The sequence below is a fragment of the Stenotrophomonas sp. SMYL86 genome, assembly GCF_036320025.1.
Lineage (GTDB): Bacteria > Pseudomonadota > Gammaproteobacteria > Xanthomonadales > Xanthomonadaceae > Stenotrophomonas > Stenotrophomonas maltophilia_A.
Genome location: NZ_JAWIRU010000027.1, coordinates 1 through 21,450, shown reverse-complemented (window position 1 = coordinate 21,450; position 21,450 = coordinate 1). Strand labels below are relative to the sequence as shown.

Annotated in this window: 18 protein-coding genes; 9 read left to right on the top strand and 9 right to left on the bottom strand. The window is 66.1% G+C overall.

Annotated elements, in window-relative coordinates; translation table 11 throughout:
* Positions 1 to 31 precede the first annotated feature (31 nt).
* Complete coding sequence (hppD, locus tag V3B64_RS20400) at positions 32 to 1,144, bottom strand: 4-hydroxyphenylpyruvate dioxygenase (RefSeq protein WP_176433087.1); 1,113 nt, start codon at positions 1,142 to 1,144, stop codon at positions 32 to 34.
* Positions 1,145 to 1,273: 129 nt separating this feature from the next.
* Between hppD and V3B64_RS20395 the strand changes: the two genes are divergently transcribed.
* Positions 1,274 to 1,768: a MarR family winged helix-turn-helix transcriptional regulator gene (locus V3B64_RS20395; protein WP_043034279.1), complete on the top strand. Its 495-nt coding sequence runs from the start codon at positions 1,274 to 1,276 to the stop codon at positions 1,766 to 1,768.
* Between the two features lie 82 nt (positions 1,769 to 1,850).
* On the opposite strand, the gene V3B64_RS20390 is transcribed toward V3B64_RS20395, so the two are convergent.
* The 4 genes from V3B64_RS20390 to V3B64_RS20375 form a co-directional block, all read right to left on the bottom strand.
* Entirely contained in the window at positions 1,851 to 2,990 is a 1,140-nt protein-coding gene (locus V3B64_RS20390; RefSeq protein WP_329914836.1) for a hypothetical protein, read from the bottom strand.
* A gap of 226 nt (positions 2,991 to 3,216) precedes the next feature.
* Entirely contained in the window at positions 3,217 to 3,822 is a 606-nt protein-coding gene (locus tag V3B64_RS20385) for a thioredoxin family protein (protein ID WP_125894233.1), read from the bottom strand.
* Positions 3,823 to 3,841: 19 nt separating this feature from the next.
* On the bottom strand, positions 3,842 to 5,341 hold the full coding sequence (locus V3B64_RS20380; protein ID WP_014038761.1) for an oligopeptide:H+ symporter: 1,500 nt from the start codon (positions 5,339 to 5,341) through the stop codon (positions 3,842 to 3,844).
* Positions 5,342 to 5,522: 181 nt separating this feature from the next.
* Positions 5,523 to 6,398, bottom strand: a complete 876-nt coding sequence (locus V3B64_RS20375; protein ID WP_121504224.1) for a tryptophan 2,3-dioxygenase family protein — start codon at positions 6,396 to 6,398, stop codon at positions 5,523 to 5,525.
* Positions 6,399 to 6,733: 335 nt separating this feature from the next.
* Between V3B64_RS20375 and pdhA the strand changes: the two genes are divergently transcribed.
* The 5 genes from pdhA (at position 6,734) to V3B64_RS20350 (ending at position 11,873) form a co-directional block, all read left to right on the top strand.
* Positions 6,734 to 7,816, top strand: a complete 1,083-nt coding sequence (pdhA, locus tag V3B64_RS20370; protein ID WP_329914834.1) for a pyruvate dehydrogenase (acetyl-transferring) E1 component subunit alpha — start codon at positions 6,734 to 6,736, stop codon at positions 7,814 to 7,816.
* Positions 7,809 to 8,876: an alpha-ketoacid dehydrogenase subunit beta gene (locus V3B64_RS20365; protein WP_019338598.1), complete on the top strand. Its 1,068-nt coding sequence runs from the start codon at positions 7,809 to 7,811 to the stop codon at positions 8,874 to 8,876. Before pdhA ends, V3B64_RS20365 begins: the two co-directional genes overlap by 8 nt.
* A gap of 1 nt (position 8,877) precedes the next feature.
* Complete coding sequence (locus tag V3B64_RS20360; RefSeq protein ID WP_005411349.1) at positions 8,878 to 9,231, top strand: SH3 domain-containing protein; 354 nt, start codon at positions 8,878 to 8,880, stop codon at positions 9,229 to 9,231.
* Positions 9,228 to 10,616: a dihydrolipoamide acetyltransferase family protein gene (locus V3B64_RS20355; protein WP_329914832.1), complete on the top strand. Its 1,389-nt coding sequence runs from the start codon at positions 9,228 to 9,230 to the stop codon at positions 10,614 to 10,616. The genes V3B64_RS20360 and V3B64_RS20355 overlap by 4 nt, the downstream gene beginning before the upstream one ends.
* A 306-nt stretch (positions 10,617 to 10,922) precedes the next feature.
* Positions 10,923 to 11,873: a hypothetical protein gene (locus V3B64_RS20350; protein ID WP_329914854.1), complete on the top strand. Its 951-nt coding sequence runs from the start codon at positions 10,923 to 10,925 to the stop codon at positions 11,871 to 11,873.
* 36 nt (positions 11,874 to 11,909) lie between these two features.
* Here the strand turns inward: V3B64_RS20350 and V3B64_RS20345 are convergent, their stop codons facing one another.
* From V3B64_RS20345 to V3B64_RS20335, 3 genes are all read right to left on the bottom strand, one after another.
* Positions 11,910 to 12,296, bottom strand: coding sequence for a VOC family protein (locus tag V3B64_RS20345; RefSeq protein WP_329914831.1), 387 nt, complete (start codon positions 12,294 to 12,296; stop codon positions 11,910 to 11,912).
* 488 nt (positions 12,297 to 12,784) lie between these two features.
* Positions 12,785 to 13,492, bottom strand: a complete 708-nt coding sequence (locus V3B64_RS20340; protein WP_329914830.1) for a YafY family protein — start codon at positions 13,490 to 13,492, stop codon at positions 12,785 to 12,787.
* Positions 13,492 to 14,127 (bottom strand): NAD-dependent dehydratase, encoded by a 636-nt coding sequence (locus V3B64_RS20335; protein ID WP_329914829.1) that lies wholly within the window; start codon positions 14,125 to 14,127, stop codon positions 13,492 to 13,494. The genes V3B64_RS20340 and V3B64_RS20335 overlap by 1 nt, the downstream gene beginning before the upstream one ends.
* Positions 14,128 to 14,232: 105 nt before the next feature.
* Between V3B64_RS20335 and V3B64_RS20330 the strand changes: the two genes are divergently transcribed.
* Complete coding sequence (locus V3B64_RS20330) at positions 14,233 to 15,771, top strand: GGDEF domain-containing protein (protein ID WP_164161331.1); 1,539 nt, start codon at positions 14,233 to 14,235, stop codon at positions 15,769 to 15,771.
* 272 nt (positions 15,772 to 16,043) lie between these two features.
* Here the strand turns inward: V3B64_RS20330 and V3B64_RS20325 are convergent, their stop codons facing one another.
* Positions 16,044 to 16,970: a DUF808 domain-containing protein gene (locus V3B64_RS20325; protein WP_049463103.1), complete on the bottom strand. Its 927-nt coding sequence runs from the start codon at positions 16,968 to 16,970 to the stop codon at positions 16,044 to 16,046.
* Positions 16,971 to 17,133: 163 nt separating this feature from the next.
* On the opposite strand from V3B64_RS20325, the gene V3B64_RS20320 reads away from it, so the two are divergent.
* On the top strand, positions 17,134 to 18,825 hold the full coding sequence (locus V3B64_RS20320) for an AarF/UbiB family protein (protein WP_049422927.1): 1,692 nt from the start codon (positions 17,134 to 17,136) through the stop codon (positions 18,823 to 18,825).
* A gap of 244 nt (positions 18,826 to 19,069) precedes the next feature.
* A complete protein-coding gene (locus V3B64_RS20315; protein WP_049422944.1) occupies positions 19,070 to 21,175 on the top strand; it encodes a phosphoglycerol transferase I in 2,106 nt (701 codons plus the stop codon).
* Positions 21,176 to 21,450 lie beyond the last annotated feature (275 nt).

The following is a 21,450-nucleotide window of genomic DNA, read 5'->3' as shown; positions in this document are numbered from 1 at the left end:
GTCGGCGGGAGGCCGACATTGCCTGCAGACCTTACAGCACGCCGCGGCGGATCTGGTCGCGCTCGATGCTTTCGAACAGCGCAGTGAAGTTGCCTTCGCCGAAGCCTTCGTTGCCCTTGCGCTGGATGATCTCGAAGAAGATCGGGCCGATGCAGTTCTGGGTGAAGATCTGCAGCAGCTTGCGCTGGTGGGTTTCCGGATCGGCATCGATCAGGATCTTGTTCTTGGCCAGGCGCGCCACGTCTTCACCGTGGTTCGGCACGCGCTGGTCGATCACGTCGAAGTAGGTCTCCGGCGTGTCGAGGAAATCCACGCCCTGCGCGCGCATCGCTTCGACGGTCTCGTAGATGTTCTCGGTGAAGCAGGCGATGTGCTGGATGCCCTCGCCCTTGTACGCGTCCAGGTACTCGTTGATCTGGCTCTTCGGGTCGGACGATTCATTCAGCGGAATGCGCACGATGCCGTCCGGCGCGGTCATCGCCTTGGACACCAGGCCGGTCTTCAGGCCCTTGATGTCGAAGTAGCGGATCTCGCGGAAGTTGAACAGGCGCTCGTAGTAGTCCGACCACTGCTGCATGTTGCCGAAGTACAGGTTGTGGGTCAGGTGGTCGATGAAGGTCAGGCCGAAGCCCACCGGGTGCAGGTCGGCACCGGCAATCGGCTCGTAATCGCCATCGAAGATGCTGCCGGCGCTGCCATAGCGATCGACCAGGTACAGCATGCAGTCGCCGATGCCCTTGATGACCGGCGCGCTGACCGCCTTGCTGTCCGGCTTGAAGGCGATGGCTTCGGCGCCGTTGCCCAGCGCGGTCTGGTAGACCTCCTGGCCCGGCTTCTTGAAGCGGATGGCGAAGCCGCAGGCGCACGGGCCGTGCTTTTCGGCGAAGTCCGAGGCGAACGAATCCGGGTCTTCATTGACCAGGAAGTTGACGTCGCCCTGGCGATAGACGGTAATCGGACGCTGCTTGTGCTTGAGCACCGCGCTGAAGCCCATCTTCCGGAAGTACTCGTGCAGCTCCTGGCCACGGCCGGCCGGGGCGGCGAATTCGACGAACTCGAAGCCGTCGATGCCCATCGGGTTCTCGAAGGTGGTGACCTGCATGCCGGGGTTGGGGTGCGAGGCGGTCGGGACTGCGGTATTCATGGCGTGGCTCCGAATCGGTACCGCATCGGTACAAACCAGGTGCGGGCAGGTAGGGACCCGGCGAGAATGCAGGGTCTGGACCTACCCCTTATAGTTACACTTGAAACCACCAGCAAGGTGCACCGCAACATGAGCCCCGCCGATCCCGTTTCGACCCGCCTGCGTTCCTCGCACGTCCTGCTCGACCTGGAACAGTTCCTGCCGTACCGGCTGAGCGTGCTGTCCAACCGGGTCAGCGGCAACATCGCCAAGCTATACGGCGATCGTTACGGTCTGGCGATCCCCGAGTGGCGGGTGATCACCATCCTGGCGCTGTACCCGGGCTCCTCGGCCAGCGAGGTCTCCGACCGCACGGCAATGGACAAGGTGGCGGTCAGCCGCGCCGTGGCCCGCCTGCTGGAGCGCGGCTTCATCAAGCGCGAGACCCACGGCGACGACCGCCGCCGCTCGGTGCTGGCGCTGTCGGCGGCCGGCTTCGAGGTCTACGAGACCATCGCGCCGATGGTGATCGAGATCACCCGCAAACTGATGTCGGTGCTGAGCGAAGAGGAAGAGCAGGTGCTGGAAAAACTGATCCTCCGCCTGGCCGGCGAAGGCCTGGAGCGGATGGGCGAAGGGGTCTGAAAGAAAAAAGGGGACGGAGGGGATTAAGCCGCAATCGGCACATATGTGCGTGATACGACTTAATCCCCTCCGTCCCCTTTTTTCAGCTCAGATGCTTGCGCCGCGCATGGATCCACGGCACCGCCAGCGCAGCGATGGCACCGCCGGCGAAGCCCAGCGATGCGGCAACCGTGGCTGCTTCAACCGCGCCCGGCAGCGCCAGCGCGGCAGCCACCAGCAGCAGCGACGGCAGGCCGACGAAGGTGCCCAGGAAGAAGTGCCAACGCGGTGACCAGGTGTTGAGTTGCAGCAGGCTGACCGGCTGCCAGGCGTCGGATGCGGTGTCTTCGGCGATTTTCGCCACGACCTTGCCCAGGTCCACCTCCGGCACCGCACGCCCCTGCCGTGCAGTCGCCAGCAGTTCGGCCACCGCCTCCACCGGCGGGAAACTGGACGGCCACGCGACCGGTGCCGGCACGCCGTAGGCGGTCAGCAGCGGCACGCTCAGCCACGGCGCCACCAGCGGGCGCATGCGGCGGCGGCCATGCACGCACCAGATCTGCGGCTGGCCGTGCGCGGTGACACTGTACAGCGCCAGTTCGTTGGCCGGTGGATAGCCGAGCATGGTCACCCGCGCGGCCAGGCTGTCCTGGCCCATCGCGCGCAGGAAGCCAGGACGGCTGCGCCCTTCCTGCATCCACGCCAGACCGAGTGCACCCACCAGATAGGCCTCGGCCACGTCCTTGCTGCCGGCGGTGGCGCGCTCGTCGCTGGCCAGGTACCAGGCCAGCGACTTTGGTTCAGAGACGTCCTCCAGGCCCCAGCGGCTGTCGTCACCCAGCACGTGGCGCACCGGCAGGCGCGCCGACGCGGTTTCACCACGTTCGCCCGGCTGCAGGAACGGCAGCACGCCCTGGATGAACGTGGACAGTTCGATCGCACGCACGCCATGGCCCTGCCATTCCGGCGGCAGCAGCCCGGCCAGCTGGCCGTCGGCGGCCAATGCATCGAGCCGTGATTTCTGCTCGACCAGTTTCTGCACCGCCCCCTTCAGCACCACGTTGTCGGGCAGCGCGATCTGCGGCAGGCGGTGACGCGGCGGTGCCAGTTCAACGGTGTCCTCGCCGGTACCGGCGTCATCCAGCAACGCCTCCTGCGGCGGCAGGGTCACGCCCTCGCCTGCCCCAGCCTCGGCCAGGTCGCTGGCAGGTTCGGGCAGTCGTTCGGCGTGGTCGCTGTGCATGGGCGTTCCGGAAGGTTGCATCGACGGGATGTCGACTGAGGTCCTTGCCGGTAACGGCGTACGTGCGGTGAAGTTGAGACGCCGATTCAGAGAGTGTGACGGCGCGCGCAATCGACCCACTTCATGCGTGGATGTGCCTCAGTGCCGACCAACGGTCGGCACCCACCGGGGGTGGCGGTCAGCCGTCGGCATCCACCGAAGCGGCCGGCCAGCGGCCGGCACTACCCTATTCCGGTTTGTCAGGTGCCCACTGCTTGAGGAACGCGGTCACGCGCGCGGGCTGGAAGGCTTCGCCCTTGCGCAGCTCGCCGGTCGCCTGCGACACCAGCAGTCCGCCATCGGCATCGAGTACCAGCAGGTACGGGTAGTCGCGTTCCATCATCGGGAACTGGGCGAAGAAAGCGGTGTTGGGCTGTTCGTCGCTGGCGTTGACCTTCACCCACACGTAGTGGGCATCGCGGAAGCGGCGCAGGTCGCCGTTGCCTTCCACCACCTCGTCCAGCGCCCGGCAGCGCTCACAGGCGGCGTTGCCGACCTCGAGCAGGATGCGCTTCTTGCCGCGCTGGGCTTCCACCTTGGCGGTGGCCAGATCGTCGGCGGGGTTGCGGGCCGGATCGAACTGCGCGCCGAGCCCTGCGATGGCGGCGATGTCCGCCGCCACCGGGGTGTTGCCCGAGGCCACCGGTTCGCTGGGGTCAGCGACCGGTGGCTCGGTGGGTCGGGTATCCAGAGGCTGCGTAGGCTCGGCGGCTGCAGGCGGTTGCGGTTGGGAACAGGCGCCGATCAGCGCCACACAGACCACCACCACTGCACCACCGAGCTTGCTGCGCATGCCTACTACCCTCTCATCATCATTTGACACCGTGCATCAGCTTGTTGATCAGCGGGGCGACCAGGAACAGCACCACGCCGGAGCCGATCAGGGCCCAGAACCCGAAGGTATACCCCTTCAGGGCCGACTCGACCGTCATGCCGCCTTCACCACTGACCACGCCAGCGAAGATGCCCGACAGGTTGTTGCCGATGCCGGTGGACAGGAACCAGCCACCCATGCCGAAGCCGACCAGGCGCACCGGGGCCAGCTTGGTCACCATCGACAGGCCGATCGGCGACAGGCACAGCTCACCCACCGACTGGATGACGTAGACCATGAACAGGGTCCAGAACGGGATCTTGCCGTCCACGACCATCTGCGACAGGGCGAACATCAGCAGCGCGAAGGCGGCGCCGTTGAACAGCAGGCCCAGGCCGAACTTGCGCGGAATGGACGGGTTGGCGCGGCCCATGGCCACCCAGATCCAGGCGATGATCGGCGCCAGGGTGATGATGGCCACCGAGTTGACCGACTGGAACCACGCGGTCGGGAACGTCCAGTCACCGAACTGGCGGTTGACGATGTTCTCGGCCAGGAAGGTGAACGAGCTGCCGGCCTGTTCGAAGAACATCCAGAACATCACATTGAAGGCGAAGATGATCAGCATCGCGATCACGCGGTCGCGCTGCACCTTGCCTTCGCGGATGCCCTCGACCAGCAGCAGGATGGCCAGCGCGGTGAACATCGCGCCCAGGATCCAGGCCAGTGCGGTGGCGCCGGTGGCCAGCAGGAAGTAGGCGACCGGGATGGCGACCACGGCACCGGCCAGCACCATGATGATGCGGCCGAAGCCTTCAGCGCCGGCCGGCGGTGCACCGATGCCCTTCAGGCCGGCGCGACCGATGTAGAACCACACCAGCGAGATCAGCATGCCCACGCCCGAGGCGATGAACACGACCTTGTAGGACGGCATCGCGTCGGTACCGAAGACCTTGCGGGCCAGGTACTCGGTCAGCACCGGGGCGATCATCGCGCCGATGTTGATGCCCATGTAGAAGATGGTGAAGCCCGAGTCGCGGCGCTCATCCTTCAGGCCGTACAGCTTGCCGACCATGGTCGAGATGTTGGGCTTGAACAGGCCGTTGCCGACGATGATCGTGGCCAGGCCGAGCTTGAAGATGTGCTCCTGCGGCAGCGAGATCATGAACAGGCCGGCGGCCATGATGATCGCGCCGGTCAGGATCGATCGCTGGTAACCCAGTACCCGGTCGGCCACGTAGCCACCGAAGATCGCTGCGGCATACACCAGGGCCAGGTAGGCGCCGTAGATGCGGCTGGCGTCGCCTTCACCGGCAGCGCTGCCGTTGTAGAACTGGGCGACGATGTACAGCACCAAGGCCCAGCGGATGCCGTAGAACGCAAAGCGCTCCCAGAACTCGGTCATGAACAGCATCCACAACGGGCGCGGGTGGCCCAGCGTGGTCTTGAAGTCCGGCAGCGCCGGCTCTGGGGTGTTCGCAGTGGCGTTTACGCTCATGCGGATTTCCTGGTTCGGTGGATGACGAGCACGTCCGATGTGCAGTTGGAGCAACGCGCGAGGATCACCGACTTCTGGCGTTCACGTCAAATACACGCCGTTTGAGGCAGGTGCCAGCCTGCTCCCTGAACTTGCATCTGAAACGATCCAGCCGCCGGCCGGGATCCAAGCTGAATACGGATCAGCCCTGTTCTGCCGGGGGCCCGGCCTGCAGGCTGGTCCGCACCTGGAACAGTTCAGGGAAGAAGGTCAGTTCCAGCGCCTTGGCCAGGAAGCCCACGCCGGACGAGCCGCCCGTGCCGCGCTTGAAGCCGATCACCCGCATCACGGTGCGCATGTGTCGGAATCGCCACAGCTGGAACGCGGTCTCCAGGTCCACCAGGTCCTCGCACAGCGAATACTCGCGCCAGTAGCGGTCGGTGTCCTGGTAGATGCGTTCGAAGACCGGCTGCAGTGCGTCATCGGCCACATGCGGCTGGGTCCAGTCGTGGGCCTCGTACACCGCCGGGACGGCATGGCCGAAGCGGGCCAGGTATTTCAGGAATTCCTCGTACAGGCTGGGCGCCTCCAGCACGGTGCGCAGCTGCGCCTGCCCGGCCGCATCGTGCTCGAACACCTGCAGCATCTGTGCGTTCTTGTTGCCCAGCAGGAACTCGATGTAGCGGTACTGCAGCGACTGGAAGCCCGACGACGGGCCCAGCACGTCGCGGAAGCCCATGTACTCGGACGGGGTCAGCGTTTCCAGTACCGACCACTGCTCGGTCAGCTGGCGCAGCACCTGCTTGCTGCGCGCCAGCACCTTGCGGCACTGCCAGACTTCATCACGCTGCAGGAAGCCGATTGCGGCACGCAGTTCGTGGCCAAGCAGCTTCAGCCACAGCTCCGAGGTCTGGTGCTGGATGATGAAGAGCATCTCGTCATGGTGCGGCGGGTTGGACAACGGCTGCTGCGCGCTGAGCAGCTGGTCCAGCCGCAGGTAGCCGCCATAGGTCAGGCGTCCCTGCAGGTCGGTGTGGATGCCGGCTTCGAGATCGCGTTGGTTGTTGTCGACGGACATGGGCGGGACCAGATCGGGGGCGGCAAGGGTAGCGCGTTGCCGCCGCGCTGGCAGCCGCCGGGTCCATACCGGGGCGTGCGGTTGGTCGTGGAGCATCGGCTGATGCCGGGGCTGCGCGTGGAACCGTCCGCGCCGTTGTACTGGCGGTCAGCCAGAGGCGTATTCTGATGCTTTGCAGCAACGACTGAATACGTTGTTGTTATTGGCCCCCCACCCGCCGGCAGGGGTAAAACGGGGAATCGCCGTGTTGCGGCGCAGGAAGGCTATTCCGTACGCGTTCCTTAACATGGCGATTCATATCATTTGTAACTTCTCTGTCGAAGGTGCAGTACGCAATGACGGTTGCCGCTGAATTCAAGATCGAATACCTGCAGTACCTGGATACGGACGGCAAGCTCGTCCGCGATGACCTGCCCGCGTCGCTGCGCGACCCCAAGGTCCTGGTGCCGCTGTTCAAGCAGATGCTGTTCGTACGTACGTTCGACAGCAAATCCATCGCGCTGCAGCGCACCGGCAAGCTCGGCACCTATGCTGCCTGCCTGGGCCATGAAGCCGCGCACGTGGGTATCGGCGCTGCGATGCAGAAGGACGACGTGTTCGCACCGTCCTACCGCGAGTATGGCGCGATGTTCATGCGCGGCGTGCGCCCGCACGACGTGCTGATGTACTGGGGCGGCGACGAGCGCGGCAACGACTACGGCGGCAACGCGGCCAAGGACTTCCCGTTCTGCGTGCCGATCTCCACCCAGTGCCTGCATGCCGCAGGCGCGGCGCTGAAGTTCAAGCTCAAAAAGGAACCGCAGATCGCGGTGGCCGTATGTGGCGACGGCGGCAGCTCCAAGACCGACTTCTACGCGGCCCTGAATTCGGCCGGCGCCTACAAGCTGCCGCTGATCCTGTGCATCGTCAACAACGGCTGGGCCATCTCGGTTCCGCGTTCGGCCCAGACCGGTGCCGAAACGCTGGCGCAGAAGGGCCTGGCCGGCGGCCTGCAATGCCTGCAGGTGGACGGCAACGACCTGATCGCAGTGCTGGCGGCAATGGAGCAGGCACGCGAACGTGCGCTGGCCGGCAACGGTGGCACCGTGCTGGAACTGATGACCTACCGCCTGTCCGACCACACCACCGCCGATGACGCGCGCCGCTACCGCGACGACGCCGAAGTGAAGGATGCCTGGCAGCGCGAGCCGATGCTGCGCCTGCGCAAGTACCTGATCAACGCCGGTGTGTGGAGCGAAGAAGAGGAAACTGCTTGGGTCGCCGAATGCGGCACGCGCGTGGACGAGGAAGTGAACCTGTACCTCAACACGCCGGTGCAGCCGGTCGAGGCGATGTTCGATTTCCTCTACGCCGATCCGCCGCAGGACCTGCTGGCCCAGCGTGCCCAGGCGATCGCCCTGGAGCAGCGCCATGGATGAGATCAAGAACGGCGCGCCCGGCGCGCACACCAACGCCGCCGACAGCGCCGCCGTCGCGCGCGGAGAAGAGAGCATGACCACCACCCCCATCACCCTGATCGAAGCCATCACCCAGGCACTGGCCTGGGAGCTGGAGCACGACCCGTCGGTGCTGGTGCTGGGCGAGGACGTGGGCGTCAACGGCGGCGTGTTCCGCGCCACCGCCGGCCTGCAGCAGCGCTTCGGCTCCGAACGCATCCTCGACACCCCGCTGGATGAAACCACCATCGCCGGCCTGACCATCGGTCTGGCGGCGCAAGGCATGAAGCCGGTGGCCGAGGCCCAGTTCGATGGCTTCATGTACCCGATGGTCGACCATATCGTCTGCCATGCCGCACGCCTGCGTTACCGCACGCGTGGCCGCCTGCACTGCCCGATGGTGCTGCGCGTGCCGTGGGGCGGTGGCATCCGCGCACCGGAACACCACAGCGAAGCCAACGAGGCGATCTTCACCAACGTGCCGGGCCTGCGCGTGGTGCTGCCGTCGTCGCCGCAGCGCGCCTATGGCCTGCTGCTGGCCGCGATCCGCGAGCCGGATCCGGTGATCTACATGGAGCCCAAGCGCATCTACCGCCAGTACAAGGAAGTGGTCGTCAACGACGGCGAAGCCTTGCCGCTGGACGTCTGCTTCGTGCTGCGCGACGGCACCGACGTGACCCTGGTGACCTGGGGCGCGCAGGTGAAGGAAGCGCTGGAAGCGGCCGACAAGCTGGCCGGTGAAGGCATCAGTGCCGAAGTCATCGACGTGGCCACGCTGCGTCCGCTGGACTTCGCCACCATCGCCGAATCGGTGGCCAAGACCGGCCGCTGCGTGATCGTGCAGGAGGCCCCGAAGACCGCGGGCTTCGGCGCCGAAATCGCTGCGCGCCTGGCCGAGGAATCGATCTACGACCTGCTGGCCCCGGTCGAGCGCGTCACTGGCTACGACACCCACATTCCGCTGTTCCGCCTGGAAATGAAGTACCTGCCGAGCGTTGAGCGGATCGTGGCTGCGGCCAAGCGCGCGGTGGCGGCCGGCTGACATGCGAGCCCGCCTTCTGGGGGCTTACCGCAGCCAGTATCCCAACCCGCTCCGGTTCCACACCGGCCAGATCGTCGAAGTAGGTGTCCGTGACGAGGAATGGCCGGCGTTTGCCTGGGTACGCACCAACGATGGGCGCGCTGGATGGGCGCCCATCGCCTGGTTGCAGCTGCTGGACGAGGGTCGCGCCGAAGCACTGTGCGACTACGACGCCCGCGAGCTGGATGTGGAAAGCGGCGAGATGGTGAAGCTTCATCACGAACACGGCGGGTGGTGGTGGTCCGAGCGCGCCAATGGCGCGACGGGTTGGCTGCCGGCCCGCGAACTGGAACTGCTGGAAGAGAACTGCAAATGAGCCAGACCAAGAACTTCAACCTGCCCGACCTGGGCGAAGGCCTGCCGGACGCGACCATCGTCGAGTGGTTCGTCAAGGAAGGCGATGTGATCAAGCTGGACGAGCCGCTGGTCTCGATGGAGACCGCCAAGGCCGTCGTCGAAGTGCCCTCGCCCTTCTCCGGCAAGGTGCTGAAGCTGTCAGGCGCTGCTGGCGACATCATCCCGACCGGCTCGGTGCTGGCCAGCTTCGAACTGGACCCGAACCTGCCGCAGCGCGCCGATGGCCAGGACACCGGCCACAGCCACGGCCATGCCGCACCTGCCGCAGCACCGACCCCGCCGCCGCTGCCGGCCGCTGCCGCACCGGTGGCCGCCGAAGCCGCCAAGCCCGCCGCCGCCGAGCGTGATGACGCCGGTACCGTGGTCGGCGCGATGCAGAGCTCCAACGCCGTGCACGCCGAACAGGCGCTGGCCGTCGGTGGCGTCAAGGCCGTGCCGGCCGTGCGTGCCACCGCGCGCAAGCTGGGCGTAGACCTGTCCCGCGTGCGCGCCACCGGCGCCGATGGCGCGGTGACCATGGCCGACGTCAAGCAGGCGGCTGCGGATGGCAGCGCAAAGATCGGCGCCGCTCCGGCCCCGGCCGCTGCTGCCGCCTACACCGCGCCGGCCCCGGCGCAGGTGTCTGCCCCGGTGCAGAGCGAAGCCCGCACCCCGCTGTCCGCCGCCGGCAAGCCGATGCGTACCCAGCCGCCGGGCGTGGTCGCCAAGGGCCAGCCGGAACCGCTGAAGGGCGTGCGCCGCAACATGGCGCGCGTGATGGCCGATGCGCACAGCAAGGTCGTGCCGACCACGCTGAACGACGATGCCGACATCCACGCCTGGCTGCCGGGCAACGACGTCACCGCGCGCCTGGTGCGTTCGATCGTGGTCGCTGCGCAGAAGGTGCCGGCGATGAACGCCTGGTTCGACGGTGAAGCGCTGACCCGCACCCTGCACGCGCAGGTGGACATCGGCATTGCCGTGGACACCGACGACGGCCTGTTCGTGCCTGCGCTGCGCAACGCCGACATGCTCGACGCACGCGGCATCCGTGAAGGCGTCAACCGCCTGCGCGAGCAGGTCGAATCGCGTTCGATCGCCGCCTCGGAACTGAGCGGCTACACCATCTCGCTGTCCAACTTCGGCATGTTCGCCGGCCGCTATGCGACCCCGGTCGTGGTGCCGCCGTGCGTGGCCATCGTCGGTGCCGGCCGTGCCCGCCACCAGATGACCCCGGTGATGGGCGGCGTGGAAGCGCACAAGGTGATCCCGCTGTCGGTCACCTTCGACCACCGCGCGGCCACCGGTGGTGAAGCGGCCCGCTTCCTGCGCGCGATGATGGACGATCTGGCGCTGGCCAGCTGATCAGCCACCTTATCGGTGGGTGCCAACCTTGGGTTGGCACGTGAAACTGATTGGTGGGTGCCAACCTTGGTTGGCACATGAAGTGGAGAAACGCCGGGCAATGCCCGGCGTTTTTTTGTGCCTGCTCCGTCGCACCCCATCTACGCATGGACGTGGATCTACTGGTCTCTCCGACGGTCGGGCGAGAGCGCAAGGGGGCATTTTGAGAATAGTTGCATGGATTCCCAAGAGCAGCTCGATAGCATTGAGCCTCTCTGCAGACGTCGAACTTCCGTGATTGAGACACCACCCACACTCGAAGAATTCATGAAGGCGGGCAATGATTTTTTCCGCGCCTCTCCATTCTTCCTACGGTTGACGAGGGATGAGGATCCGTCTGACGCGAATTGGGTCCTCAGCATCATCTTCCTGCGCTGGCTCGCTCGAAATCGCGCGTTTCTCGACGCATCGGTCGGCTCTACGGTGGCCGCCGCACCCTCGCCAGCAAATACCTTGGCATGCATCGAAGCTGCCTTCCAGGACGAAATCCCCGGCGCTGCGTTCGACCCGGAATTGTTGGAGTTCACCGTTCGCTACTTCTGCATGGCTGCCCCCTACTTGTCGGACTTCTTCTCGTTGTTCCCTCAAGACGCCATACCTTCGCCGGACGCCATGTGGGACAAACAGGAGCAGGTGTACGCAGTTATCGACTCCCGTCTGCAGTCATGGCGCAATGGCGAGCCCATCGTCCGGGCGGTCATCCCCAATGCTGATCAACAAGGAGACGCTGAACCGGCTACGCCGCTGGACGCTGACGTCTGGATTACGATGCTCGCAACGCTATCGGATGCTGCGGTCACCCACGAAGGTGACCGTGCATACGCCAACCACTTCTACAGGCCACTGACAAAACCACCGTCAGTAGAAGTCGTCCTTGCGGTCATGAGGGAATTCCTCCGGAACCCGCCACATGACGCATCGATCATGTGTGCAGCAGAGAACTTCCTGTCGGATATTCCGCTCTCCCGCTACATCAAAGCGTATTCCATCCTCGCACCCGACCTATTGGACGTCTCTTCAGATGCTGCGCTCAATCTCTTCAACTATCCGGGCAGTGAATTAACGCCACGCCAGGTCCGACAGTTCATCAAAGAGCTCAGGCGATGCAATCCAGGCCGCGACGTGGTCGCAGAGCTGGCCCAGCTGGCCGTTGAATGGGATTCGGAAGACGACGAGATATTCTCAATCGTCGTCGACGCAGCGCAGAAGCAAGGGTAGGTCCAGGAGCCAGCAAGTGCCGGCCCCCTCCCTTGATCAGTTCCGCGCGACCATGCCCTCGGCACGGCTGTACACACGCAGACGGTGGCCATCCGGGTCTGCCCCGACAAAAGTGTGGCCGAATTCCAAGGTCACCGGTGCCTGCAGGATCCGCACGCCGAGTGCGTGCCACGCATCGTGCATCTGCTGCACGGCCTCCGGGTTGGCGACCACCATCGCCAGTTCGGCGGCACCGGCCTGCGCAGACACAGGTGGCTGCACGTCGTCGCGTTGCCACAGGCCCAGTGCGGCGCCATCGCCGAGCAGGAACAGGGCGAAACCGGGCGACTGCTCGACCGGTGGCTTGCCGAGAATGCCGCTGTAGAACGTGGCGCTGGTGGCGACGTCGCGCACGTACTGCAGCAGGGTGCTGGGCGTGAACATGGGAAACCTCCGTTGTTGGGAGCGTTCATGGTGGTACGGCCCTGCTGACAGATTCTGTCAGTAGCGTCGAGCTTGCTCGACCGCTGTTGCCCTTGCCCTGGTAGATGTCGAGCTTGCTCGACTGCTGTTGCCGTTGCTCTGGTAGATGTCGAGCTTGCTCGACTGCTGTTGCCTCTGCCCTGGTAGATGTCGAGCTTGCTCGACTGCTGTTGCCTCTGCCCTGGTAGATGTCGAGCTTGCTCGACTGCTGTTGCCTCTGCTCTGGTAGATGTCGAGCTTGCTCGACTGCTGTTGCCGTTGCTCTGGTAGATGTCGAGCTTGCTCGACTGCTGTTGCCCCCGCCCTGGTAGATGTCGGCCTTGCTCGACTGCTGTTCGCGAAGATCAAAGGCGGTCGAGCAAGCTCGACCTCTACCAGGAGCGAAGAGCGAAGGCCGCCGTCCCCAGAAGCAGGAAGCGAAGCGCAGAAGCGGTCGAGCACGCTCGACGCTACGAACGGTCCAGCCAGTCCGGGGCGATGCCCTGCGCCTTCTGCCAGCGCCGCAGCAGGGTGGCGCGCGGCACAAGGTGGCGATCCTCCAGCACGCGCACCTGGCGGATGCGGTCCAGCCGGAAATGGCGGAAGTCCTTGCGGCTCTCGCACCACGCCGCCAGCATCGGCACCTCATCGAAGTAGCCCAGCGCGAACGGCCAGACGATGCGCTCGGTACGTTGGCCCTGTGCATCCTGGTAGCCGAACTTCAGGCGCTGCTGCGACCCCACAGCCTCACGCACGGCCTGCAGGCGTGCCGCCGGCACCTTGGCTGCCACACGCGAGGGACCCACGCGCAGGCCGCTGTCACGCAGCGCTTCGCGCCGTGCTGCAGGCAATACATGCGCAATGCGGGCCAAGGCATCGCGTGCGGCCTCGGCCAACGCGGGTTCGGTGCGGGCCGCAACCCAGCGCAGGCCCAGCACCAATGCATCGATCTCGGCGGGTGGCAGGGTCATCGGCGGCAGGGTATCGCTCGGCGCCAACAGATAACCGACGCCAGCCTCACCACGCAGGTCGGCGCCTTGCTCGCGCAGGGTCTCGATATCGCGGTACAGCGTTCGCAAGCTGATGCCCAGCGCTTCGGCCAGCACCTGCCCGGCCACCGGCCGTCGATGGCGGCGCAGCAGCTGTTGAAGCTGGGTCAGGCGCAGCGCACGCGACATCAGCCGACCAGCGCGCTCGATGCCACCACATGCTCACCCGGTTGCGGGGCCAGCGCGGCCTCGACCAGTGCCTTCGCGATTTCGCTGGCCGGGTTGATCCGCCACGCCCGTGGCAGCAGCGGCCCCAATGCCCCCAACACCGTCAGCGCCAGGCGCTCGCCACGTCGCACCTCGGTGCGCTCGCCGCCGATCAGCCCGGGGCGGACCAGGGTCAACGAGTTGAAGCCCAGCGCGCGCAGGTCATGCTCCAGCTCGCCCTTCACCCGGCTGTAGAAGATCGACGACTGCGGGTTGGCGCCGGCTGCGGAATTCAGCACATAGGTCTGCGCACCCTGCGCCTGCGCCAGGCGGGCGAACGCCAGCGGGTAGTCATGGTCGATACGGTGGAAGGCCTCGCGGCTGCCGGCTTGGGCAATGGTGCTGCCGAGCGCGCAGATGACCGCGTCCACGCGCGTCCACTCGGGCGAGGCAGGCAGCGCATCGAAGGCCAGCACCGGGTTCTCCTGCTTGGCGTGGGCCACAGCCAACGGGCGGCGGGTCGGCGCGATCACGGCGCTGCAGCGCGGGTCGTCCAGCAGCCTGGACAGGGTCAGCCCACCGACCAGCCCGGTCGCCCCCAGCAACATCACGCGCATCACCACCTCCACTGCGGCATCCTGTCGCCCATCCTAGCCGTTCAAGCCGTCGGCGGCCGCGCCGATATGCTGGAACCAGTCCCTGCCAGCCCCAGGATTTGCTCCATGACGGACCAGCCCGACCACCGCCCTGCCCCCGGTACCGCCCTTGGGCCGCCGGCACGCGTGCGCGCGGTGGTGGACGATGGGCTGGGCGACCGCGTGGTGCTGCAGGGTGGCGGTGGCGTGGCCCTGCAGCAGCTGTTCGCCGGGGCCGACGCACCGGAGCCGCTGCTGGCCGCGTTCGCCAACGGCATGGCCACCCTGCCCGGCGAACTGGGTGACATGGGTGATCGCCTGCAGTCGGCGCAGGCCAGTGCCGATTGGCCGCGCTACGGGCGCGCGATGCGGCAGCTGATCGACAAGTACATCCGCACCATCGAGCAGCATTCACCGGACGGGCAGCCGGAAAGCCTGCGCCTGTCCGAGCAGCTGCGCCTGCTGCTGGGCGGCGCGGTGGTGGCCCTGCTGCAGCACGACCCGGATCTGCGCGAGCAGGCCCAAGCGCTGGCCACGCGCCTGCGTCAGTGGCAGCCGGGCACGGCGCTGGAACCGATCGAACAGGGCGTGCGCGAGCTCGGCCACCAGGTCGGCGTGCGTGCCGAGAGCTGGCAGGAGCAGCAGGCGCTGCTGCTTGAGCTGTTCGCGCTGCTACTGGAGAACGTGAGCGAGCTGCTGGATGACCGCAGCTGGCTGCAGGGCCAGATCGCGGCGGTGCGCCAGTTGCTGGACGGGCCGTTGGAAGCTGAGGCGGTCGAGCGCACCCGCGCCGAACTGCGCGAAGTGATCTACAAGCAGGGCCTGCTGCGGCAGGGCATCGACGATTCGAAGGCGGCGATGCGCGGGTTGATGGGCGAGTTCATCGAGCGCATGGACGGCATGGCCACCAGCACCGGTGAGTACCACGATCGCATCGGCAGCTACGCGCTGCAGTTGCGCGAGGCACGCAGCATCGCCGACCTCAACCAGCTGCTGCAGGACGTGATGCGCGATACCGGCAAGGTGCAGCAGCAGGCCGCGCAGGCGCGCGATCACCTGGCCAACGCGCGGCAGGAAGTGGAACGTGCAGAGCAACGCATTGCCGAGCTGGAGCAGGAACTGCGCGCCGCCGGTGACCTGGCGCGCATCGATCCACTGACCCAGGCGCTGAACCGCCGTGGCCTGGACGAACTGCTGCAGCGCGAGCTGGCGCGCGCCGCGCGCAACAACTCGCCCCTGGGCGTGGCGGTAATCGATCTGGATGATTTCCACCAGACCAACGATGCGCACGGCCATGCCGGTGGCGATGCGCTGCTGCAGCACCTGGTAGCCGTGTGCAAGCTGCTGCTGCGCGCCACCGATGGCATCGCGCGGCTGGGTGGCGACGAGTTCGTGCTGGTGCTGCCGGAAACCCAGGGTGCCGACAGCATGGCCACCGTGCAACGCCTGCAGCGTTCACTGGCGCACCGCGTGCTGACCGTGCAGGACCAGCGCGTGCCGGTGCATTTCAGCGCCGGGCTGGCGCAATGGCAGCCCGGCGATGACACCGAAGCGCTGCTGCGGCGCGCGGATGACGCGCTGTATGCAGCCAAGCGGCAGGGCAAGAACCGGGTGCAGGCGGGTTGATCGCCCGGCCCACCGCGAACCGCTTTGGTAGGTGCCAACCTTGGTTGGCACGCGCAGAAACAAAGCGCCGACCAAGGTCGGCCTCTACCAACGCCAAGAACATCGCTTCGGTAGGTGCCAACCTTGGTTGGCACGCGCGGAAACAAAGCGCCGACCAAGGTCGGCCTCTACCAACGCAAGGGACAGCGCTTTGGTAGGTGCCAACCTTGGTTGGCACACGCGGAAACAAAGCGCCGACCAAGGTCGGCCTCTACCGGGCAATGGGCCGGCGCCTACTTCCCGCGCAGCTTCTGGAACCCGGTCACCGCCGCCAGCACGATGGCGCCGGCGATGATGCCCACCACCATGTTGGCCGCAGCGCTGATCAGCCAGCCCCACTGCCCTTCGCCGCCCAGCGCCTGCACCGCGTGGTGCAGCGCCGGCACGTTGTGCACCAGGATGCCGCCACCGACCAGGAACATGGCGATGGTGCCGGCCACCGACAGGAACTTCATCAGCCACGGCGCCGAGGCCACCAGGCCGCGACCGAAGGCGGCCACAGCCCCACCCTTGCGCGACAGGTACAGGCCGACGTCATCAAGCTTCACGATGCCCGCGACCAGCCCATAGACGAAGACCGTCATCGCCAGTGCAACCACGGCCAGGGTGACCACCTGGTTGGTGAACGGTGCGGTGGCGACCACGCCCAGGGTCAACACGATGATCTCGGCCGAGAGGATGAAGTCGGTACGGATCGCGCCTTTTACCTTGTCCTTCTCCCACGCCACCATGTCCACCTGGGTATCGGCCAGCGCCTTGCGCCGCTCGGCCTGATGCTCGGCATCGTCGTCAGCCGAATGCAGGAAGCGATGCGCCAGCTTCTCCACGCCCTCGAAGCAGAGGAAGGCACCGCCGATCATCATCAATGGCACGATCAGCGGCACGTTCCAGCCACGGCTGTGCAGCCAGGCTTCCAGCGCACTGATCGCCAGCGCCGCCGGTACCAGGATCACCTTGTTGACCAGCGAGCCCTTGGCCACCGCCCACACCACCGGCAGTTCGCGGTTGGCGTTGACCCCGGTGACCTGCTGCGCGTTCAGCGCCAGGTCGTCGCCGAGCACACCGGCGGTCTTCTTCGCCGCAACCTTGGTCAGGACCGAGACGTCGTCCAGCAGGGAGGCGATATCGTCGAGCAGGGCGAACAGGCTGGCACCGGCCATGGGGCGTCCAAGTGAGGGAATGAGCGGATTCTGACCGATACCGGGGCAGCTGCGGAAGCGGTCGGGTTCACCGCGTGCCTACCGCCCCCCGGCGACACTGCGGAATCCGGACATTGCCGGCCAGCGGCCGGCACTACCTGTATCCGTCGCATGGGAGTGTCGCTTGAGCAATCCGCCCACCGCCAATGGCAATCCCCCGCTGGTCAAAGGCATGAACCGGCGCAGCCAGATCCTGCGCCTGCTGATGCGCTACCGCCATTCGGGCGTGTTCTCGGGCATGAACCTGGACGCCGCCAGCAACCAGGCCGACGTCCCCGCCGATGGCAACCCGGAACAGTTCGTCAGCGACCTGGAAGCGCTGGGACCGACCTTCGTCAAACTAGGCCAGATGCTGTCCACCCGCCCGGACATGGTGCCGGTGGAGTTCGCCACGGCGCTGGAGCGCATGCAGGAAAAGGTGGCCGAGATTCCGGTCGAGCGCATCCATGCCATCGTTGAACAGGAGCTGGGCGCGCCGGTGAACAAGCTGTTCGCCGCGTTCGATCCCGAGCCACTGGGCTGTGCCTCGATCGCGCAGGTGCATCGCGCGGTGCTGCACGATGGCCGCGAGGTGGCGGTGAAGGTGCAGAAACCCGAGGTCGCCGCGCAGCTGCGCTCGGACCTGGAGGCACTGCGCAGCTTCGCGCTGGCCGCGGACCATCTGACCCAGGTCGGCCGCCGTGTGCGCCTGCGCGACTGGCTCAACGAGTTCGCCAAGACCCTGATGCAGGAGCTGGACTATCACGCCGAGGCCGAGAACCTGGCCCGTTTCGGCCGGCACCTGAAGCCGTTCCGCCGCCTGTGGATTCCGCAGCCGCTGTGGGACTACAGCAGCCAGCGCGTGCTGACCATGGAACTGGCCACCGGCGTGCGCGTGGATGCGATTCCCGATGTGCGCCGCACCGAGCAATCGATGGATCCTCTGGCGGCGGCGCTGATCCGCGGCTACCTGGACCAGATCTTCGTGCATGGCGAGATCCATGCCGACCCGCACCCGGGCAACCTGCGGGTGATGCCAGATGGACGGCTGGCGATCTTCGACCTGGGCATGGTCGCGCACATGCCGCCGCGTCTGCGCGAGCGCCTGCTGAAGATCCTGTTCGCCGCGGTCGATGGTCGTGGCGAAGAAGTGGCCGACGACCTGATCAGCATCAGCACGCGGCTGGAGGCCTTCGACGAAGAGCGTTACCTGCGCGAGACCGGCCAGCTGATCGCGCGCTACGCCGCCAGCGGTAGCTTCTCCGAAGGCCGCGTGGTGCTGGACATGGTGCGCATCGCCACCGCCTGCGGCCTGCGCACGCCACCGGAACTGAGCCTGCTGGGCAAGGCGCTGCTCAATCTGGAAACCGTGTGCCGGCTGCTGGCACCCGAGCTGGAAACCCGCCGCATCGTTGAGCGCCAGCTGCAGCACGTAATGCGTGCGCGCCTGAAGAAATCGCTGTCTGCCGCCAACCTCGCCAGCGAGGCGATGGAGCTGCAGCAGCTGCTGCGCGATGGGCCGCGCAAGCTGTCGGACATCATGGCGCTGCTGGCCGAGAACCGCCTGCAGATGAAGGTGACCGGCCTGGAAGAATCGCGGTTGATGGAGAACCTGCAGAAGATCGCCAACCGCGTGGCTGCCGGCATCATCAGTGCCGCATTGATCATGGCTGCGGCGATGATGATGAAGATCGACACCGGCTGGCACCTGTTCGGCTACCCGCTCATTGCGCTGATTCTGCTGTTCATCGGCGTGGTGCTCGGCCTTGGCATCGTGACCAGTGCATTGCTGTTCGACCGTCGTGCGCGGGCACGCGAAGAACGTGGTCATCGCTAGCGCATCAGCGAAAACCGCCGTATTCATGCGGTTTTTAATGTAATCCAACGAAGCCCTTCACGCTCGTTTTACCTTCTGAGCGCGATTGCGCGCGTGTTGTTTCAACAAACATTTCAGTCAGGTTCGTGCATGCACTATCGGGTCATCGGCCTGTCATATGCATGTGCTTGTGGCAGCGTCGGTCGGATGGACACGCGTCGGTACGACGTCCATCACCACCACCCCGTCACTGCCGAAGCTGCCTATGCTCTGGATACTGCTGCTGTCGTTGTTGCTGCTGTGCTGGTTGTTCCTCGCGTCCGACAAGTGGGTGTGGTGGAAGGCTGGTGCATTCTCGCTGCTGCTGCTCATGCTCAGCGCGTGGTGGCTGATCGACAAGCTGTCCGGTGATGGGCTCAATGCCGCCACCCTGTACCACCTGGGCGCCGACATGGAAGGCGCCGGTGTCTCCGACTTCAAGGGCTATATCGCCGGCTTCATCGTGCTGGCGCTGGTCTCGCTGCTGCCGCTGTTCGCCACGCGGGTGAAGCGCTGGCGCCGGCCCGGCCATGGTGGCGCATTGTTCGCCGGTTTCGCGGCCGTATGGGTGGCCACGATCATGATCAGCCCGCTGGCCCGCGACGGCCAGCGCCTGTACCAGCAGCTGCGCCCGGTCGACTTCGCCCGCATCGCCCCCGAGTACCAGGTGCCGACGCAGCCGCTGCAGCGCCCGCGCAACATCGTCTGGATCTACGGCGAGAGCCTGGAACGTACCTACCTGGACGAGGCCGTGTTTCCCGGCCTGATGCCCAACCTCAACCGCCTGGCGTCCGAGTCACTGGACGTGCGCAACCTGGCCTCGGCCGAGGGCAGCGGCTGGACCATCGCCGGCCTGGTCTCGTCGATGTGCGGCGTGCCGCTGACCACTTCGCAGGGCGATGAGAACAGCATGGACCGCATGGGCAGCTTCCTGCCCAAGGCGGTGTGCCTGGGCGACTACCTGAAGCAGCAGGGCTACACCAACCATTACCTGGGTGGCGCCAACGGCCAGTTCGCCGGCAAGGGCCAGTTCCTGGCCAGCCACGGCTTCGACGAAGTGCACGACCTGGCGTGGTTCAAGCAGCAGAAGAAGATCGGTCGCATCCACTACTCGGCCTGGGGCGTGCACGACGACGTGCTGCTGGACACCGCCTACCAGCGCTTTGAACAGCTCTCGCGCGCCGGCTCACCGTTCATGCTGACCACGCTGACCATGGATACCCACCATCCGGCGGGCCACCTGCCGGTGTCGTGCAAGGGCGAGCGCTACCAGAGCCAGTACGGCAACATCAACATGCTCAACGCGCTCAAGTGCAGCGACCGCCTGATCTCGCAGCTGGTCGAACGCATCCAGGCCAGCCCGTACGGCAAGGACACGCTGATCGTCATCGCTTCCGATCACCTGGCGATGCCCAACGATCTGACCCATATCCTGACCCGGCAGAAGCGCGAGAACCTGCTGCTGTTCCTGGGTGATGGTATTGCCCCGCAGCAGCTCAGCGCCGACGCCGGCACCACGCTGGATTCGGGTGCGACCCTGCTCAGCCTACTGGACCCGAACCTGAAGACGATGGGCTTCGGCCGTTCGCTGATCGATGCCCAGCGCGCACCCAGCGCCAGCGTGGCCACCCAGCGCGATGGCGGCCGTGACTATCCGCAGTACCTGGCCTTCGCGCGTTCACTGTGGCTGGGCGAACCGACCCGCGAGCTGAAGATCGATGGCGACGACCAGGTGGTGGTCGGCCTGCAGCACGTGCAGCCACCGGTGTTGCTGGAGTACGACAAGGACTGGGGTTTGAAGTCGGTGTATCTGGAAAACACCTCGCGCCAGTTCGATGATGCGAATCCGGACAACACCCTGGCCTACGTCGACCGGTGCACCGCGTTCGAGGACGGCTCGGCCGACGGTGACTGGTGCGCCCTGCTGGTCAACCGCGACAACGGCATCAAGCTGTACCGCGACAACGACCTGCGTGGCGGCATCGCGGTGGATGCACCGCTGGACGCGTTCCAAGGCCCGCGCCCGAGCGTGCGCCAGGCGCACATGATCACCCAGAAGGGTCGTCGTACCCGTGCCGGCCAGTACATGCTGCAGCTGGTGGCGAGCACGCGCCCGGATCGCGGCTTCTGGATCGAGGCGGTGTCCTCGCAGCGCAAGGTGGTGCTGGCCCAGCAGTGGGTGCAGCCCGATGCCAACGGCAAGATCAACGTGTCGTTCGGGCTGGATCACGAAGTGGATGATCTGGAGATCCGCGCGTGGTTGAACCACGCCGAGAAGCTGGCGGTGGACACGTTCGCACTGGTGCCCTCGCGCAGCCGACCACGAGGATAGGGTTCTTTGCAGGGCTGCGCCCTCCACCCGTGGTAGTGCCGGCCGCTGGCCGGCAACCTCAGAAGCAACAGCAACAGCGTGCATTCCGTGGTTTGGCGGGGCGGTGGCGGAGTGCGGGGACGCCGCAAGTACGTCCCTGTAGGCTTGGCAGCCGCTTGCTCGTGTGCGCAGTCCTGCGCACACGGCAAGACCGGGGTTGGGCGTCCTGCCCGACCCGCCCGAGGCATGCCTCGGGCCCATGCGGCTGACACCCCGCCCACCGCCACCCCCCCACC

Coding starts and splice junctions, on each gene's coding strand:
- hppD (WP_176433087.1), bottom strand. CDS start 1,144: ATGAATACCGCAGTCCCGACCGCCTCGCACCCCAACCCCGGCATGCAG.
- V3B64_RS20395 (WP_043034279.1), top strand. CDS start 1,274: ATGAGCCCCGCCGATCCCGTTTCGACCCGCCTGCGTTCCTCGCACGTC.
- V3B64_RS20390 (WP_329914836.1), bottom strand. CDS start 2,990: ATGCACAGCGACCACGCCGAACGACTGCCCGAACCTGCCAGCGACCTG.
- V3B64_RS20385 (WP_125894233.1), bottom strand. CDS start 3,822: ATGCGCAGCAAGCTCGGTGGTGCAGTGGTGGTGGTCTGTGTGGCGCTG.
- V3B64_RS20380 (WP_014038761.1), bottom strand. CDS start 5,341: ATGAGCGTAAACGCCACTGCGAACACCCCAGAGCCGGCGCTGCCGGAC.
- V3B64_RS20375 (WP_121504224.1), bottom strand. CDS start 6,398: ATGTCCGTCGACAACAACCAACGCGATCTCGAAGCCGGCATCCACACC.
- pdhA (WP_329914834.1), top strand. CDS start 6,734: ATGACGGTTGCCGCTGAATTCAAGATCGAATACCTGCAGTACCTGGAT.
- V3B64_RS20365 (WP_019338598.1), top strand. CDS start 7,809: ATGGATGAGATCAAGAACGGCGCGCCCGGCGCGCACACCAACGCCGCC.
- V3B64_RS20360 (WP_005411349.1), top strand. CDS start 8,878: ATGCGAGCCCGCCTTCTGGGGGCTTACCGCAGCCAGTATCCCAACCCG.
- V3B64_RS20355 (WP_329914832.1), top strand. CDS start 9,228: ATGAGCCAGACCAAGAACTTCAACCTGCCCGACCTGGGCGAAGGCCTG.
- V3B64_RS20350 (WP_329914854.1), top strand. CDS start 10,923: ATGAAGGCGGGCAATGATTTTTTCCGCGCCTCTCCATTCTTCCTACGG.
- V3B64_RS20345 (WP_329914831.1), bottom strand. CDS start 12,296: ATGTTCACGCCCAGCACCCTGCTGCAGTACGTGCGCGACGTCGCCACC.
- V3B64_RS20340 (WP_329914830.1), bottom strand. CDS start 13,492: ATGTCGCGTGCGCTGCGCCTGACCCAGCTTCAACAGCTGCTGCGCCGC.
- V3B64_RS20335 (WP_329914829.1), bottom strand. CDS start 14,127: ATGCGCGTGATGTTGCTGGGGGCGACCGGGCTGGTCGGTGGGCTGACC.
- V3B64_RS20330 (WP_164161331.1), top strand. CDS start 14,233: ATGACGGACCAGCCCGACCACCGCCCTGCCCCCGGTACCGCCCTTGGG.
- V3B64_RS20325 (WP_049463103.1), bottom strand. CDS start 16,970: ATGGCCGGTGCCAGCCTGTTCGCCCTGCTCGACGATATCGCCTCCCTG.
- V3B64_RS20315 (WP_049422944.1), top strand. CDS start 19,070: ATGCTCTGGATACTGCTGCTGTCGTTGTTGCTGCTGTGCTGGTTGTTC.